We start from the raw sequence: 17,800 nt of genomic DNA on the forward strand, positions 1-17,800 counted from the left end.
ATGGATTTTAATAAAGAAGCATTGAAGATGCACGAAGAGAACAAAGGAAAGATAGCTATTAAGAGCAAGATAGAACTGAAGACAAAGGATGACCTGAGCACAGCATATACACCTGGCGTGGCTGAGCCATGTCGCAGGATACACCAGAATCCGGAAGATGTCTACAGATATACCTCAAAGGGAAATCTCGTAGCAGTTGTAAGTGACGGCTCTGCAGTGCTCGGACTTGGAAACATAGGCCCAAAGGCCGCAATACCGGTAATGGAAGGAAAATGCATACTTTTCAAGGAATTCGGAGATGTAGACGCTTTCCCGATATGCCTCGATACTCAGGACACCGAAGAGATAATAAAGGCAGTAAAGCAGCTCGCTCCTGTATTTGGAGGGATAAACCTTGAAGATATTTCCGCTCCGAGATGCTTTGAGATTGAAAAAAGGCTTATCGAAGAGCTCGACATCCCGGTGTTTCATGATGATCAGCACGGAACGGCAGTAGTCGTGCTCGCAGCCCTTATAAATGCTCTCAAGCTGAGGAAAAGCAATATTGAAGATATAGAGTGCGTTATAAACGGCGCCGGCGCTGCAGGAATCGCAATATGCAAGCTGCTTCAGAGCGCAGGCATAAAAAACGTGATCCTCTGCGACACAAAGGGAGCAATCAGCAGAGACAGGCAGGACCTGAACTCATCAAAGGCTGCGATTGCTGAGACGACAAACTTAAACGGCGAAAGCGGAACTCTTGCAGACGTAATAAAAGGCAAGGACCTGTTTATAGGAGTGTCCGCTGCCGACATGCTTTCAAAGGACATGGTAAGAAGCATGAACAACCCGATAATATTCGCAATGGCCAATCCGGTGCCTGAGATACTTCCGCAGGATGCTCTTGAGGCCGGAGCATTCATAGTGGGAACAGGACGCTCAGACTTTGACAACCAGATAAACAACGTTCTTGTTTTTCCGGGCATATTCAGAGCGGTACTCGATCTGAGACTGAAGGCATTCACCGAAGAAATCAAACTTGCCGCTGCCAGAGCCATAGCCTCAGTCGTAAAGGATGACGAGCTCACAAAGACATACATCCTTCCAAACTCGCTTGACAGAGCAGTAGTGCCTGCAATAGCGCAGGCTATAGAATCGCTCCAGGCATAATTGCTTATATAAAATGCAGCAGTAAAAATAAACGAGTCGTTATCTCAGTATTTTCTGAGAATGCCGACTCGTTTGCTTTATTTATACTGTTTGTCCTGTGATCCTACAGCTGTATGAAGAATGATACCAGCACCGGAACCAGCATCGTGAGAACTACTCCATTTACAAAGCATATGATCGCAGTCTTTGGATCCGTAGCCTTTGACACTACAGGCAGCAGGGTATCCATTCCTGCCGCCCCGGTCGTGGATACCGCTTCAAGATAACCTATCTTCTGAGCTATAAACGGAATCATAAGTATTGCCGTCACCTCTCTAGTAACATTTGACAGGAATGCCACTGCGCTTATTTCCGCTGAGTATGGCGCGATTATTATGGGAGCGAGCGTATACCATGCAAATCCAGATCCTATCGCAGCGCTCTCATTTGGAGCATATCCGGCAAAAATCCCTACAAGGATGGCCCCGAATATGCTTCCCGCAGCCACGACGAAAGGAAGCGCCACTATACCCATGCCCAGCTCTCTTATCTGAACAAATACTTCCTTGTTTTTCCCAAGGTCTATGCCTACAAAAAACAGCAGCGCACAGAGCCCGATATCCATTATAGTACCTATGTATTGCAGAAACTCCTCAGGAACGACGAAGTATCCAAGTAGCGCTCCCGTTATAACTGCTGCCAGAATTTTCTTTGTCATATTATCCTCGCTTTCCTCTGCCGACAACAAATCTTGAATATATGTTTACAAAAATTATGCTGAATAAAATAGTTGACAGACCGAACATGATCCCTTTTATTCCAATGGTGCCCAGCGACTCCACGATTTTTCTGTCAGAGCCCAGATTGATCCCCATCATCAGCAGCAACAGCATCAGACACATCATCTGCAGGCGGTCAAGCGATGAATACATCTTCTTTCCAAACACCCCAGCCCTTCCAAGCACAAGTCCCGCGGCAAGCAGAGCCAGATACAGTAATAATTTCGATGTCATGATATCCTCCTTTTTATTGTTATGAATCCATTATATCATATCCGGGCGTTAATATACACAATCATGTTTCTGCGCACTAATATAAGGACTGCCGATGTACTCCATCAACAGCCCTTAAATCATGTTTTCATTCATATTAAGTTGTTCGTCCTATCTTTTCTTACGGCCATAATATTGAATAATCAGAAATGCTTAGTTAATATTTAAAACTGTACACATCTTCTTATATCAACCTGCTATAACAGTATCAAAATATTATTTTAATCTTTGTTCGTAATCGGATCCATTACTCTTTAAATCTTTGATTCTTTTAAAGCTTTTATTAAACTCTTTGATTTTCTTAAAGCTCTTTACACTTTTTCATAATCTTAAAGTTTTTTAACTCTTGAAACTCTTTTTAAAATCTTGAAACTTTTTTAAAGCTATTTTTGTTTCTTTAAAACCTTGTTTCTTTTTTTGTTGCTTTTCAATTTAACTTTTTCCTGGTTAACAGAAACTCTTTTTTAAGAAACTACCGCTAAATTTTACATCCCGGTACTCCTTTTCAACTCAGGCTAAATATTAAATTACTATTCTTCAGTTGATTCTAGATTTCAGTTGCGCCTGCGTTTCAAGCTTACGCACTGATTACAGATTTGATGAATTTCAAATTCAATACAATCTACCAAATACACTCTCTATTACGCACTGAGCATATTTATAATGCTCTTCGGCTTATACAATTATTTAACAGCTTTAATGATAAACCGTATCTCTTTTTGAAATTCTCTGTGTTTGTGGAATACTGATTTCTATTTCGCAACACCTGTCCTTCCGTAAATGTCATTAGAATTTAATGGCCATCTTATTAATATCCCCTTGATATCAGGAGGGAATAACAAGTGAATAAATATTTTTTGTTTATTTATTCTTTCTTGTATATCTAATATACCCTGCAGCATTTTGTTTAAACCTTTCAATCGGTGCAGTTTTCTTACAGTTGTGCGAAAAAAACGCCCGAATCATTCAACACATTGATAATGCTGAAAATCTCGGGCACATTTTATCTGAATTTCCTAATTTTTTATTTTCAGAAGAAGGTTTATTATTCTTTTTTCGTTGACCTTTATAGCCTTGAGCTCAACATTTCCGATTACGGCCCTGCTCTTGTCTTTGTCTTCCAGCGGAATCTTTCCGAGTTCCCCAAGGAGAAGCGCTCCTATAGTCTCGGTAATGCCTGTCGGAAGATCGAGGTTAAGAGTGTCATTCACATCCGAAATGCTTGTAAGCCCGTCTATCCTGAAGGTCGTGTCGCTTATTCGCTGTATCTCCGGAATCGCCTCAGGCTCGTCATCTTCATCATCGATGTCTCCGACTATCTCTTCTATTATATCTTCTATTGTGAGTATCCCGGTAAATCCTCCATACTCGTCAATAATCAGCCCCATATGAGTCCTGTCTCGCTGCATCTCTATGAGAAGCTTGTCTATGGGCTTGTATTCATGTACAAAGTATGGCTCCCGTATAAGTCCCCTGAGGTTTACAAGCTCAAGGTTTCCTTTTCTTACCTGGGCGAACACGTCCTTTACATGAAGCACTCCGATTATATTGTCGATATCTTTGTCATACACCGGCACACGTGAATATCTTTCCTCAATTATCTCATCGAGTATATCTGTAATGTCGTCATTAATATCTACCGCAAAAACCGATGTCCTCGGAATCATGACATCCCTAGCTCTCAGATCGTAGAGCTTGAGCACCCTCGTTATCATATTCCTCTCAAAATCATTCACATACAGCTTCATTCTCTCATCATCCTCAAAGCTGTTTATAAACTCTTCCTTTGCACTCTCTTCCTGTCTTTCCCTGTCATCAGGAACAGTGATTCTTGTAGTTTTCTTTTTTGTGCTCCAGTTAGAAGCAACAATACCTACAGGCCTATTAAAAAAATTCTTAATAAATCGCCCGACGCCATCGTCCATTTTTACCCTCCATAAATTTAATAAAATAATACTCATGAGGCCACTTCATGACCTCATATATATATTCTATACTGTTTTGATCATATTGTCCATATCATTATGTCTCGATCAATCCTTTGAACCTGCTTTTTCTCTGAAGAGAACCCTTGCTATGAAAGGCACCTTTATCTCTACCGCATCTTTGGGGCATACCTCATGGCAGCAGAAGCAGCTTATGCACTTGCTCAGGTCTGCGACAGCCTTGCCATCCTCCAGATGTATTATCTTGGCCGGACAGTTTCTTACGCAGTGGCCGCAGCCTATGCACTTTTCCTGAATGAAGTACGGCTTGGACTTGCTTTTTTCTATAAGATAGCTCTCGAGCCGCTTAGGCACTCTTCCTGAAAGGAAGTTCACGCTCACAGCCTTTGGTTTTTTGAAAGGCTTCAGCTCCAGGATTGATATATATTCCCTGAACTCATCCATATCGATAGCCACATACTCGCCGTCCTCCTCATCAAGTATCACGGTTATGTCCTCTTCTTTAAGCAGCCCTCTTTTCTTAGCATTCACAAGAGTCGGGATCTCCGAGTCCCTTATTCCTGCCATGGTGCTTGCAACATAGTCAAGCTCATATGGATCCGATCCTGCTAGGATAAATCCAAATTCCACCTTTTCGCCGCTGTTTGGCCCGTCGCCTTCCATGGCGTGTACCCCATCTATTATAGAAAAGTCCGGTCTTACGAACTCGCATATGTCTATAAGATGGTTTGCGAAATTTTCAGGTTCCTGAAGCTTCATATGGTATGCCGCCTTGGTAAGCCCTGGTATCACTCCATACAGATTCTTTACAGCCCCCGTATACGTCATCATGACATGAGTCTTGAGCTTTGCCACATTTATTATCATATGCGCGTTTATGACAGGCTTTATAACGTCTATCCTTTCCAGGGTCTTTGCTCCCGAAAGTCTTACGGTCTCATGTCCGGTGTCAAAGTTGAGAACAGCTCCTGATTTTTTCGCAGCCTCTGTCATCCCAGCGCTGGCATATATGCCCCGCAGAGCGCTCTCATTATAAGGTCCGGCCGGAGAGTCCGTGATTATCGCCTTAGCTCCGTGGTCTGCCACATACTCGCATACCGCCCTTATGACTTCCGGGTTAGTGGTTACGCACTGATCCGGTGTTTTTTTTGAAAGCAGATTAGCCTTTACCACTACGTCCATGCCCTGCTTTATCCTGGCAGACATCTGCGCCTGATCAAGTATACCGTAAATACTCTCTCTTACTCTTTCATAATCGTAGTCTTCACATTTCTTTATAATTATTTCCGACATTATACAGCCCCGATTCTTAATACTGCGATGTTTTTGAGCCTATTCCTCATTCCAGGAGAAAGCTCACCGCGCATCTTTATCTCAAATATCTTTTCCTTTGAAAGCAGCCTATCTACAATATGCTCCACTATGCCCTTGTCTTCGTATGCGAGCCTGAGTCCCTTTCTCACGAACATCTTTGAATCCAGAACTATAAGAGAATCATAAAGCTCATTTCTCTCGTCCCTGCTGAGCAGCCTGCCCCTGAAATCATTGCAGAATCCTATGGAGAAATCCAGGTAGTCCTGTTTAACTTTATACCCATATTTCTCAATCAGAACCTGCGATATCTTATCGTTGCTGCATTTCAGTCTGTCGAGATTGTTCTCATACTCCTGCCTGCTCCAGTGCCCATAAATCCTGCAGTTCAGTGGTCTCGAGGCATATATCTCACATCTGTTCTCCGGGCTCAGAAACGGGCATTTCCTTCTTATCTGGTATACATCAAAATAATAATCCATTATTCGGTCAATAATCTGCTTTCTTTTTTCAGCCGGCATGGCCTTTATGTCCTGATATATAACTTCTGCCTCTGCAAAGCTGGCTCCCACCGATTCATGGCAGCATCTGCCGCAGCCTGAGCAGTCTCCCTCAGGGACTGCTGAGTATATTTTTGAAAGCTCTTCTTTGAGCATAATATCCATTTTCCCTATCCTTCTGTGATTGCAATTACTCTTGCCGGTGCTCCATCTGCATCTCTGTACTTCAGAGGCATAAGGCAGAGCGTAAAATCTTTTCCATTTATTTCTTCGAGGCCGCAGAGATTCTCTATTATAAGAAGCCCGCTTCCAAGCGCCTGCCTATGATTGCTGAGATTCGTATCCTCCATGGGGTCTAGCGATATCACGTCAAGCCCTATCCCCCTTATGTTCTTCTGAGCAAGCAGCCTTACCGTGTCCATATGAAGGCATGGGAATCTGCCGTAATACCTGTCTTCTCCCCAGAATCTACTCCATCCGGTATAAAAGAGCACATAGTCCGCGGATTCTATTTCCCTCATGCAGGGCTCAAGGTCCTCCGGAAGGATGACCTCTCCTTCTCTCTTTGCCGTGCAATCCACAACAGTACCTCTTCCTGTAAGGTACTGCGCATCATATGAATCCAGAGTGGCACCGTCTTCAAAAATATGTGCCGGCGCATCCATGTGGGTTCCCGTATGCGAGAACATTGTTATGAGAGTCTCCCGAAACCCATCCTTTTCTATGGTGTTCGCTTTTTCGAGAAGCGGCTTTTCTGTACCTGGAAACACAGGCATATCGGCTTCGATTATATGTGTAAGATCTGTTACTTTCATAATAGCTCCTTTCGAATCATATGGAATATCAAATCACTGCCCCTGAGGCATTATTTCTTTACAAATCTGTATTTCCTGCGAAAGCGTGGCAGCTCTATATTAGTGTTCATTATCAGTATGGAGGCCATTATTATAGAGGCTCCTGCAACCTTTCCGGCGCTGAGCGGCTCTTTGAGGAACAGCACCGCTATAGCGATCGATACCACGAGCTCTATGGATGCTATCACGCCCAGCTTTGAAACCTGGACATTGTGGAGCGATGGTATATACAGGCAGTACGGTATGCTCGATGATATGAAACCAAACAGAGGTATTATGAGAAATACCGCCTTGTCCTGAACTGCCATTATCGAGGCTACAGGCTTTGCGAATGGTATTAGCATGATTGCTCCAAACATGAAGCTGTATATTATTATCGTAAACGGATTGTACATAGTCGTCGTCTTCTTGCTCAGCGCCGGCATGAGCGAATATGTCAGAGCCGCTGTAAGGCCAAGCAATATCCCAGCCGTATTGCTCTGCAGCGTTGAAAAATCGCCTCCCGTGACGCCATATACGCATCCTGTAAGGCAGAGTAGCACCGAAAATACCTTCTTGCGGCTGGATTTCTCTCTATACATGAAGGTTCCAAGAAGGAACATTATGACCGGTGAGAAATAGAGAAGCACTACGGCTGTAAATGTGCCAACAAGCTTAATCGATCCAAAATACGCAAGGTTGAATATCCCCTGGGAAACGACTCCTATTATCATAGCGCTTTTAAGGCCCTTCCTGTCTATCCTGAGAACAGAAGGGTCTTTGATCAGGAATATGATGAAGAGTATCGAAAATCCGGCAAACTGCCTTGAGAATGCAATCATCTCCGAGCTCATGCCATAGCCTTCGAGTGTCTTTCCAAAAAATCCGATCGTACCCCAGAATACTCCCGCTAATGCTATCTTTATGTAATTTTTAGTTATCTGATCCATTAATTTCTCCCAATTACTCTAATATTTTTTTATTTTTCGCGTCTATTCATCATTATACTACTGTGCAACTTTTTTTTAAATAGCAATATTAACTATATTTCAAATGAACAAGGACCATGCTCTGAATAAATCAGATGCTTGATCCTTTGATTCAAGAATAATTATATTAAGCTTCTGTGTTCAAACCTTACTCTTTCCAGCTTTTTTTCATCCGTAAGAAGCTCTAGAGCAGAGTATACGGTAGCATTTATCATCTGAGTCATCTTTCTGTATGCATATTCAGAATTTACGTATTCAAGTGCTTCTGCCTCATGCGATTTCATAGGCTTGTCTGCCTCGACATCGACCTCTACATACATCGTGGGACATATGTAGCTCACATTCCCAATATCTGTAGATCCAGGAGGCGGAGCATCTTCCCGTGACGTAAATTTGCTGATTCCAGATTCTACCATGTTCCTCTTCATTATTTCCATAAGATAAGGAACATTTACCAGGTCATCAAAGGTATTTTCAAAATTATGATAATCCAGCCCGGCCCCAGTTATAATCGCAGCACCCTTCGCACAGTCTATCACCCTCGACACGACATGCTCAAGATACTTCTTGTCCCTTGATCTCATAGTGACCTGACATACACCTCTTGAAGGTACTATATTGGTTGCCACACCGCCCTCGGTTATGATGCCATGTATTCTCACATCCTGCTTTACATGCTGTCTTAGAGAATTTATGCCCATAAATGTAAGCTGCACTGCATCCAGCGCATTTATCCCTTCTTCCGGGAATGAAGCTGCATGTGCAGCTCTTCCGGAAAATTCAAATTGAATCGAGCTCATGGCAAGCGACGCTGTATCTATGACGGTTTCGCTTTCAAGATGTGACTGAAATATGACGTCAACATTGTTAAAAACTCCTTTTTTGACCATATCTACTTTTGCGCCGTACGTTTCTTCTGCCGGAGTCCCGATAAGCAGTATCCTTCCCACGAAGTATTCCTTGAGCTTTGAAAGCACTATGGCACAGCCCGCCATCGTTGATGCTATCCAGTTGTGGCCGCAGGCATGTCCGTTTCCCGACGGAGTGTCATATCCGGGAAGGGCATCATATTCGGCGAGGAACGCCAGAGTCGGCCCGTCACAATCCCCGTATTCAGCTACGAATGCAGTTTCCATGTCCGGATATGGAAACTCAACCTTAAACCCATGCCTTAGCATTACATCTGCCATATATCTTGATGATATATATTCCGCGCCACTGAGCTCCGGATTGTTAAATATGAAATCCGATATCTCCTCAAACTCCTTCCTGTGCTTTTTTTCTATCTCAGCTGCTTTTTCCTTTAATTCATTTAATCCCATTTTCCAATCCTCCAGTTATCCTTATGCCATATAAGAAGAATCATATGACAGCTGTCGCAATCACAATCAGCACTATCTGTAATATCACCATTATCCCAAACAGCGGGGCCATGAATTTATACCACCTCGCCATAGGGATCCCCATTATTCCACATTCAATAGCTACCCCAGTAGGCCAGAACATGTTTGAGAATCCATCGCCGAATTGAAATGCCAGTATTGCAATCTGCCTGTCCATACCAGCCAGATCCGCAACAGGTGCCATTATCGGCATCGTAGCCATAGCCTGCGAAGGTCCGCCAGTTATAAACAGATTTATAACGTTTTGAGAAAACAGCATGCCGAGTGATGTTATGTAGCTGCTTGTTCCTACGAGGAAGAAAGAAAGATAATATATTACAGTATCAAGCACAGCCGAGTTTTCCATAGTAAGGACTGCTCCCCTTATAAAGCCTATGGTCATTACTCCAAAGAGTATTTCCTTTGCTGCTTCTATGAATATATCCATTATCCTTCCGAGGCTGTATCTGCTTATGAAACCCACGAATATGAACATCATGAAAAACAGCGCTGCCAGTTCGTCAATATACCATCCCATTTTAAGGGTAGAATATAGAGTCATGCCAAAAGTGAATACCAGCGAAACAAGGCTAAGCTTATGAACAGATGTCATCTTCTCTGATTTTAATTCAATATGGTTTACAACGCTTCTTTCGACCCCATACAGCACCGATTTCGAAGGATCCATTTTGACTTTTTTTGCATAATGGCTAACATATGAAATAACCGCAATTTCAAACACAACGAATACGATTATCCTGAAGTTCATTCCCGAAAAAAGCGGAACATTGGCGACCTCCTGAGCTATCCCGATTGTAAAGGGATTTGTGAGTGCCGCTGCAAACCCTGTAGCAACGCCGACAAAAACAATCGCCCCTCCTACGACCGCATCATATCCCAATGCCATCGCCGCTCCTATGAACACCGGAATCAATCCATAAACCTCTTCATAAAGACCTGCCGTAGATCCCAGTATTCCAAAAGCCATCATGGAAATAGGGATGAACATGTGCGTCTTCTTCCCCAGCTTTGCAGCAAGGTTTCCAAGTACTACATTCATGGTTCCATTTACAGTAAGCATATAAACAAACGCATATGCAAATATTATAAAAAATGTTATAGATGCCGTATCGACATATCCAAGCTGGATATTTAGAAAAAGATCAAATATGGAAGGAATGCTCTTTTCTATTGCATGATACGTACCCGCAACCACGACCATATCTCCCTCAGCGTTTGCTACCCGATCAAACGTTCCTGACGGTAGAATGACACAAAGCAAGTAAACTGCGATAACTACGCTTAGAATGACCACATAAGGATGAATATTCTCGAAATCAATCAGTTTCTTTCTTTTCTTACCTCCGTTCTGTTCCCCAGGCTCATTTTTCAGTTTTTTCAAATCTAAAGCTTCCATTATGTACTCCTTTCAAAAATATATTGTATCTTCTCGACAAATAATATTAGCAAGAAACGCGCCATATATTTGAATTTTTAAAAAATTTTTCAGTCAGAACAGTCAACTTACTGTAAATTCAGAATTCCGACACAAAGTATTTTTCATTATTCAAGGTAATCAGGAAAATATAGAGTTATACGAAACATCTTTACAACAAAAAAAAGTCGTTTTTAACTTATATTTTGTTTAACATAAGAAAAAAACCGTTCATAAGTCATTATCGACTTAAAAACGGCTTTTTGATGCTCTATTTTATATAATTAACGCTCCTGAGCTCCCTGTGACGTTTTTTAATGCGTTCCACACCCGGAAGATCCATAAACAGCTCTATGCTCATATTGCCCATTATCCTGATTACCTGATGCAGCTTTCTGTAAGCATATTCTGAATTCACATAAGCAAGAGCATTCTTCTCATGTGTCGCGAATTCCGGGCCTGCTTCAATGTCAATCTCGAAATACATGGTAGGACAAACCTGACTTACATTGCCAATATCAGAAGAGCCTGTAGGGTATATAAAGCTGTCATTGATATTTCTGATTCCCTCTTCAATCATATGCTTTTTAATGATTTCCTGGAGAATATCCACATTGAGTATGTCATCAGTCTGGTTTTCAAAAAAATCATACTCCAATATAGCCCCCGTCATAAGCTCCGCACCTCTTGCGCAGTTTATGATCTTCTGAGTGACTTCATTAAGCGAAAGCCTGTCCTTCGCCCTTATCGTATACCTGCATGACGCATAGTCCGGAATAATATTCGAGGCCTCTCCTCCAGACGTTATTATTCCACATATCTTCACATCCTCTCTCAGCTGCTGTCTCAGGGCATTAACCCCGGCAAACATAAGCTGGACAGAATCAAGTGCATTTATGCCTTTGTATGGATATGACGCTGCATGCGTTGCTTTTCCATAAAATCTGAATTCCAGGGCATCAAGCGCAAGCGCAGTGCAGTTGATATCAGTAAAACTTTCAAGATGAGGTTCTATTACGATATCGACATCATCAAAGGCTCCTGCTTTCACCATATCAACCTTGCTTCCCACAGTTTCTTCAGCGGGAGTGCCAATAAGCACGACGCGCCCGTCCAGCCCCTTCAGCTTTGAAATCCCCAGGCTTGCTCCGACAGCCGCTGCAGCTATCCAGTTGTGACCGCATGTATGCCCCGGCTTTATAATCTTGCCGCTCCCCTTTTTACGTTCATTTTCCACCGAAAAGACAACAGGAAGAGCATCATATTCTGCAATAAAAGCTATGCACGGTCCTTCGCCATTCCCCAGAACAAATTCAGCCCTGAATGCCGTATCATAGTCACAGTAATTCGTTTCAACGAAAAACCCATGACTCTCCATGATATCTGCAAGAAATGCGGAACAAACATATTCTTCTCCGCTGAGCTCCGGGTTGTTGAATATGAAGCTGCATACATCCTCAATTTCCCCAGAAATCTCCTGCTCTATTTTTCTGAATCCATCCATAAGTTCCCTGATATGTAAATCATAATCATTATATTCCATAAAATCACCCTTTATATTTTTTCTTATATTTTACATCACTTCCGAATTATATACAAGTCAAAAACAACTCGTGTCCTTGATTTAATATTTCAACAATGCTATAATTCAATAAAACAAGTCAAAATATACTCAGAGGTAACAAATGAACCGATTCGAAGAAATAAGAAGCCTGAAAGCCGGAATCATAATCACGGACAAGGACAATATCATAATCTCACACAATACCCATGCGTCAAGGCTGCTCAAAGTCGCTATTTCTGCCGGAAAACCAATAAAATACTATCTTCCGTACCTGTCATCCATGGATTTACATAAGGACCATACCACTGACAGCATCGTTTATACTTTCGGACTGTCAGATACAGAAAATCTGTCCAAGAATATTTTTCAAAATCTTGAGAACGGTATCTTTATTTCAGACAAATATGGGAAACTGACATTCATAAACCATTTCCTCAAAGATATGCTCGCCTCAGAGCACGAAAGCATCATTTCAATCCTTAACAGCTTCGATATCAATGAGAATTCATTTAAAATACTCCTTAAGACAAAAAAAGAAGTCAACTGCGAAGCCTGGTCCAAAAACAAGAAATATTCACTCAAGCTGGTACCTGTCATGGATGACCTTGCTGATATCACTTCGATATATGGAGTTCTTTCCGAAATGCACGATCATAACAGACTGAATCACGAGCTCGAGGATGCCCGCAACGAGCTGGAAAAATACAGAGCTTCATCCAGCATCGAGGCCTTTAAACTCGAAAAACCGAATCTGAAGCTGCACAGCAAGTCAATGACCGAGCTCTATTCCATACTGACAAATATTTCCAACAGAGATATTACGATTCTGCTGCTCGGCAAGTCAGGCACCGGAAAAAGCTCCATCGCAAAGAAAATCCACACAGAAAGCCTGCGCCGCTCCAATCAGTTTATAACCATAAACTGTGCTGCGCTTCCCGAAAACCTCATTGAGTCGGAATTGTTCGGCTATGACAAAGGCGCTTTCACCGGCGCTCTTTCAGGCGGAAAAAAAGGACTCGTGGAAATCGCCGATGGAGGCACGCTTTTTATAGATGAAATAGGCGAGCTCCCTTTCCACCTTCAGGGCAAGCTGCTTGAGCTTATCCAGGACAAGACTTACCGACCCGTAGGCGCCACCCAGGCAAAAACTGCCAATATACGTATAATAACAGCTACAAACAAGGATCTTTATAACCTGGTCCTGCAAAAAAAATTCAGGGAAGACCTTTACTACAGGATAGCTGTCGCGGTAATAAATATCCCGCCTCTGGCCGAACACCCCGAAGACATAAAAGCACTTATAGATTCATTCACTCTCTATTTTAATAAAAAGTATGACATAAACACAGGTTTCTCTGCTGATGCAAAGAAGGTGCTCATAGCTTACGACTGGCCCGGAAACATTAGAGAGCTGGAGCACATTGTTGAATTCCTGATGGTAAGGTCAGTTAAGGACACTATCGAAGCAGCCGATCTGCCACCAGATATAATCAAATGCAGCAACATTGCCACCGCTTCAGAAGCCGTTCAGGCGAAAAACACCAGCTTCACCTGCATTTCCGAAAACGGCACCCTTGACGACCATATGAGCCAGTACGAAGCTTTCGTAGTAAGAGAATGCTATAAACTGCATAACAGTTCCTACAAGCTCGCAAAACACCTTTCCATTTCACAAAGCAAGGCCAACCGACTGATACAGAAGCACTGCAAATAAAGCAGCAAAACCCTTCCGCTTATTGATCTCAATAAACTGGAAGGGTTTTCAATGCTTAAGTTTATATTATATACCTTTTTTCATTTCACAGACTTAAGAAACTCTTCAATCTGATCCTCAAAATAAAACTCTTCGCCTTCCACCACTATGCATGGTATGCCTACAGCTCCCATTTTCTTTATCCTGTCAAAGTCTGCTCTGCTGTCTCTGTATTTAAGAAACTGCTTGAGTGCAAACATGCTTTCTGTGATATTGACATATGCGAATTTTATCTCATTTTGTAAAAGCAACTCTTTTACAGGTTCGCAGCCTGGTCAGTGCGGACTTCCAAAAACTACGATTTTTTTCATGTTAGAGGCTCGCTTTCAGAGCATCTACCTTATCAAGTTCTTCCCACGGTGCATCTATGTCAGTTCTTCCGAAGTGTCCGTAAGCAGCTGTCTTTTTGTAGATAGGTCTTCTCAGTCTTAGCTCCTTGATTATCGCTCCTGGTCTGAGGTCGAAATTCTTGTTGATGATCTCAGCAATCTTGTCATCTCCAACGATTCCTGTTCCAAAAGTATCAACAAGTATAGATACCGGACTTGCCACTCCGATTGCGTATGCAAGCTGAACTTCACATTTCTTTGCAAGTCCTGCTGCTACAACGTTCTTTGCAACCCATCTTGCAGCGTATGCAGCCGATCTGTCAACCTTTGTAGGATCTTTTCCTGAGAACGCTCCGCCGCCGTGTCTTGAGTATCCGCCGTAAGTGTCAACGATTATCTTTCTTCCTGTAACTCCTGCATCCCCGTGAGGTCCTCCGATTACGAATCTTCCTGTAGGGTTTACAAGGTATTTTGTATTTTCATCAAGCATTGCCGGATCTATGATTGGAGTTATTACATGCTCCATGAGGTCCTTCTTGATCTGCTCAAGAGAAACACTCTCTGCATGCTGAGTAGAAATAAGCACTGTATCTATTCTTACTGGTCCGTTATCATCGTATTCAACCGTAACCTGAGTTTTTCCGTCTGGTCTAAGATAATCAAGAGTTCCGTTCTTTCTTACTTCTGAAAGTCTTCTTGCAAGCTTGTGAGCAAGCGATATAGGAAGCGGCATAAGCTCTGGAGTCTCGTCACATGCAAAACCAAACATGATTCCCTGGTCTCCAGCTCCAACAGCTTCTATTTCTGATTCTTTCATTTCTCCAGTCTTGTGCTCAAGAGCCTGATCAACTCCCATAGCTATATCAGCACTCTGCTCATGAATCGCATTCAGTACGCAGCATGTGTCTGCATCGAATCCATATTTTCCTCTGTCATATCCTATTTCTTTTACTGTCTCTCTAACTATTGTTTGAATATCTACATAAGTCTCTGTAGAAACCTCTCCCATAACCATTACCATACCTGTAGTAACCGCTGTTTCGCAAGCTACTCTGGCATTTGGATCCTTGGCAAAAATCGCATCTAGAATCGCGTCTGAAACCTGATCGCAAATCTTGTCTGGATGCCCTTCTGTAACTGATTCTGAAGTGAATAGTCTTCTCATTTTTTCTTCTGTTCTCCTTTTGTTATACAATAAATAAAAATAAAAACCAACTCTCTCAAATGATGAATCTACATAAAAAATCCTCTTTTGCCACAGCAAAGAGGATTAATGTATTGTCATTAACAAACCTCATCTGCCAAAATTAAATTTTGCAGGAATTAGCACCATACATTTCTGCTGGTTGCCGGGTTTCACAGGGCCACTCCCTCCACCGCTCTTGATAAGGCATCAAGAATATTCATTTGCTTTATTTTAATATATCGAAACATGCATGTCAATAACTTTTTTGAAATTTATATATTTTTTTACTGCAGTAGACTCTGGAAGCCGTAATTCAGGCCATTTGCGGTTTTCTTAAATACCAGGTATCTGTAGTCCTCTTCCTTGCCTGCCTTAACTGTAGAGAAATCCCTGAGCGTTATATAGCTGACATTTCCAATGGCATATGAAGAATATTCACTGCCCTTAGTGATTACGAATATGTTCTTTGAAGCCGAAGCCTCCTGAAGCAGATTCCTGAGCACGGTCTTTTCAGATACCGAAAGATTCATCGATGTGCTCATCATGATCACAACATTCTTGTTGGATGAAGAAAGCGCATCCTTTACAGACTTCCACTGCCCCGAAGTGCCGCTTATGCCTGCCGAGGTGTCGAGTCCTACATATCTTACCGAGTCATTTTCCACATACTGAGCGCCCTTGTATACCGATTCCTTTGCTGTCTTTATTGCATCGCTCAGCTCCTGATTCTTGTTGAAATAATTCACCGCAAGCTTTGCACTGCCGTTTATCTTATTCACAAGCACTCCATTAATGGCCTGCGAGAATACATCCTTCTTGTCCTTGAGCGAATCCGGAACTATTGCAGTATCATAGGCTGGCATTGAGTCCACGCGTCTTGGGTCTTTCGCATTAACGGATGCCACATTCAGAGATATAACGGCGCTCGCACTTCCGGATCTTACGATTATGCTTCCGTTTCCACCGGATTTGAAGGTGACATATCCGTCCTTATATTCTACATTTATGCCGTTTCCACTTACAGTTATCCCCGATGTCGCAACAGGGTTCATGCTGCTGTCAAATCCTTGTACCGCAAGCTTTACCCGATCTCCCTGAACTATATTCTTTGTCTCCAGCACTGCCTCAAGCTTGCTGAGAGAGCCTCTCGTCCTGTTGTTGACAATGGCCATTCCATTTACTATCTTTCTTTCAGATGCAAGATCATTGGTTATCTTTCCATTGACGATCATCTCCGTCGAGCCTCCGCCGTCAAACATCATGGCGTCCCTGACATTCTGGGTCCTCAGAAAGTCTGCTACCTCGGTCTCCGTCATACCTATATAAGGGCTCTTTCTACCGTCGGCAGTCATGAATACCAGCTTTCTGTCGTAGGTTATGCCAATCGCAGTCCTCTGTGACCTGCCCGCTATCTTGTGCGTTATTGGCGCAAGCATTCCATCCTTAAGTATTACAGTCCCTCCGCCCGCGACTTCCTTAAGATCAGGATAGCTGTCCTGCATGGAGGTGCTGAGCTCAAGCCTGTCCCCAGCCGAAAATGATGATGCCAGCTGATCTCCTCTGGTGCCGCTTGCCGCTATGACATACCCGTTCACAGGGATGCTGACTCCCGGTTTTCCTGTCCTTATCTCTCTCACAGTATCTGCCTCTATAACGACCTCAGTGAGCGTCACCGAAGATACCGATGACTGTCCCGGAGAAGTCTTTCTGTATTCACTCGTTATTATGACAGGCGAAGCATATGTGCCTGAATGCTTGTTTATGCTGTATCCCGTAGAGCTCGTCCCAGTCGTCTCATTTCTCACAACGACTCCTGACTTCAGATAGTCTATGAACAGCTTCTGATTCTGGTCCATTATGAAGCTGGCCATCTTGCCATTGTCATAATAAGGTGAGGATATCACCTTTCCATCATCTGCCATCGGACCCATAGAGTAGCTCGGATCAGACATCGAAAAGAAGTCTGCGTTTATGGCTGCCACTGTATTTGGGATCTGCGCAGTCAGAGCGCTCAGAGTCTTTCTGTTCATGAATCCCGATACATCGTTGTAAAGGAGCTCAAGATCCACTCCGCTCCTCTCCATGTCTGCAATTATAAGGTTTATGGACTGCACTCCATTTTCAAATGTCTGAATTATATTTTTGTGTATTATCCCATCGCTTACAGTTATCTGATATGTATTTTCATATATCATATCCGCATAACTGAAGCTCGAAAAACACTGAACCGCTATTATCGAAGTTGCAATTATTTTTCTGAATCTGTGTTTTAACGTCATTTTTTTCATATTACTCCTCTTTTAAATCCAATGAAATCTCCCCTTCCATCAATTATACTCTATTTATGAGTTATTATAATTACACAGATATTACACTTTAAATACAAAAAAGC

The 17,800-nt window shown here is 42.6% G+C and carries 15 protein-coding genes and 1 riboswitch; of the genes, 2 read left to right on the plus strand and 13 right to left on the minus strand.

Features of this window, described 5'->3' with window-relative positions; all coding sequences use genetic code 11:
• Complete coding sequence (locus AC4PGZ_RS09615) at positions 1 to 1,149, plus strand: NAD(P)-dependent malic enzyme (RefSeq protein ID WP_492158401.1); 1,149 nt, start codon at positions 1 to 3, stop codon at positions 1,147 to 1,149.
• A gap of 103 nt (positions 1,150 to 1,252) precedes the next feature.
• Here the strand turns inward: AC4PGZ_RS09615 and AC4PGZ_RS09620 are convergent, their stop codons facing one another.
• From AC4PGZ_RS09620 to AC4PGZ_RS09665, 10 genes are all read right to left on the minus strand, one after another.
• The gene (locus AC4PGZ_RS09620) at positions 1,253 to 1,846 is read right to left on the minus strand and encodes a LysO family transporter (protein WP_492158402.1); all 594 of its coding nucleotides are present in this window, start codon (positions 1,844 to 1,846) and stop codon (positions 1,253 to 1,255) included.
• Between the two features lies 1 nt (position 1,847).
• Positions 1,848 to 2,141 (minus strand): LysO family transporter, encoded by a 294-nt coding sequence (locus AC4PGZ_RS09625; protein WP_492158403.1) that lies wholly within the window; start codon positions 2,139 to 2,141, stop codon positions 1,848 to 1,850.
• Between the two features lie 1,055 nt (positions 2,142 to 3,196).
• The gene (locus tag AC4PGZ_RS09630) at positions 3,197 to 4,105 is read right to left on the minus strand and encodes a hemolysin family protein (protein ID WP_492158404.1); all 909 of its coding nucleotides are present in this window, start codon (positions 4,103 to 4,105) and stop codon (positions 3,197 to 3,199) included.
• A gap of 108 nt (positions 4,106 to 4,213) precedes the next feature.
• A complete protein-coding gene (locus AC4PGZ_RS09635; RefSeq protein ID WP_492158405.1) occupies positions 4,214 to 5,419 on the minus strand; it encodes a DUF362 domain-containing protein in 1,206 nt (401 codons plus the stop codon).
• Positions 5,419 to 6,102, minus strand: a complete 684-nt coding sequence (locus tag AC4PGZ_RS09640) for a YkgJ family cysteine cluster protein (protein ID WP_492158406.1) — start codon at positions 6,100 to 6,102, stop codon at positions 5,419 to 5,421. Before AC4PGZ_RS09640 ends, AC4PGZ_RS09635 begins: the two co-directional genes overlap by 1 nt.
• Positions 6,103 to 6,107: 5 nt before the next feature.
• Entirely contained in the window at positions 6,108 to 6,752 is a 645-nt protein-coding gene (locus AC4PGZ_RS09645; protein WP_492158407.1) for a cyclase family protein, read from the minus strand.
• A gap of 50 nt (positions 6,753 to 6,802) precedes the next feature.
• On the minus strand, positions 6,803 to 7,720 hold the full coding sequence (locus AC4PGZ_RS09650; RefSeq protein ID WP_492158408.1) for a DMT family transporter: 918 nt from the start codon (positions 7,718 to 7,720) through the stop codon (positions 6,803 to 6,805).
• 161 nt (positions 7,721 to 7,881) lie between these two features.
• The gene (locus AC4PGZ_RS09655) at positions 7,882 to 9,081 is read right to left on the minus strand and encodes a M20 family metallopeptidase (RefSeq protein WP_492158409.1); all 1,200 of its coding nucleotides are present in this window, start codon (positions 9,079 to 9,081) and stop codon (positions 7,882 to 7,884) included.
• Between the two features lie 40 nt (positions 9,082 to 9,121).
• Complete coding sequence (locus AC4PGZ_RS09660; protein ID WP_492158410.1) at positions 9,122 to 10,558, minus strand: YfcC family protein; 1,437 nt, start codon at positions 10,556 to 10,558, stop codon at positions 9,122 to 9,124.
• A gap of 289 nt (positions 10,559 to 10,847) precedes the next feature.
• Entirely contained in the window at positions 10,848 to 12,119 is a 1,272-nt protein-coding gene (locus AC4PGZ_RS09665; protein WP_492158411.1) for a M20 family metallopeptidase, read from the minus strand.
• A 142-nt stretch (positions 12,120 to 12,261) separates the two neighbouring features.
• On the opposite strand from AC4PGZ_RS09665, the gene AC4PGZ_RS09670 reads away from it, so the two are divergent.
• Entirely contained in the window at positions 12,262 to 13,854 is a 1,593-nt protein-coding gene (locus AC4PGZ_RS09670) for a sigma-54 interaction domain-containing protein (RefSeq protein ID WP_492158412.1), read from the plus strand.
• Between the two features lie 80 nt (positions 13,855 to 13,934).
• Here AC4PGZ_RS09670 and AC4PGZ_RS09675 read toward each other — a convergent pair whose 3' ends face one another.
• From AC4PGZ_RS09675 to AC4PGZ_RS09685, 3 genes are all read right to left on the minus strand, one after another.
• Entirely contained in the window at positions 13,935 to 14,093 is a 159-nt protein-coding gene (locus AC4PGZ_RS09675; protein WP_492158413.1) for a hypothetical protein, read from the minus strand.
• Positions 14,094 to 14,205: 112 nt separating this feature from the next.
• A complete protein-coding gene (gene metK, locus AC4PGZ_RS09680) occupies positions 14,206 to 15,387 on the minus strand; it encodes a methionine adenosyltransferase (RefSeq protein ID WP_492158414.1) in 1,182 nt (393 codons plus the stop codon).
• Positions 15,388 to 15,513: 126 nt separating this feature from the next.
• Positions 15,514 to 15,614: riboswitch (SAM riboswitch) on the minus strand.
• A 78-nt stretch (positions 15,615 to 15,692) separates the two neighbouring features.
• On the minus strand, positions 15,693 to 17,696 hold the full coding sequence (locus tag AC4PGZ_RS09685) for a phosphodiester glycosidase family protein (protein ID WP_492158415.1): 2,004 nt from the start codon (positions 17,694 to 17,696) through the stop codon (positions 15,693 to 15,695).
• Between the last annotated feature and the right edge of the window lie 104 nt (positions 17,697 to 17,800).

The organism is Proteocatella sp. QWL-06 (assembly GCF_058684135.1).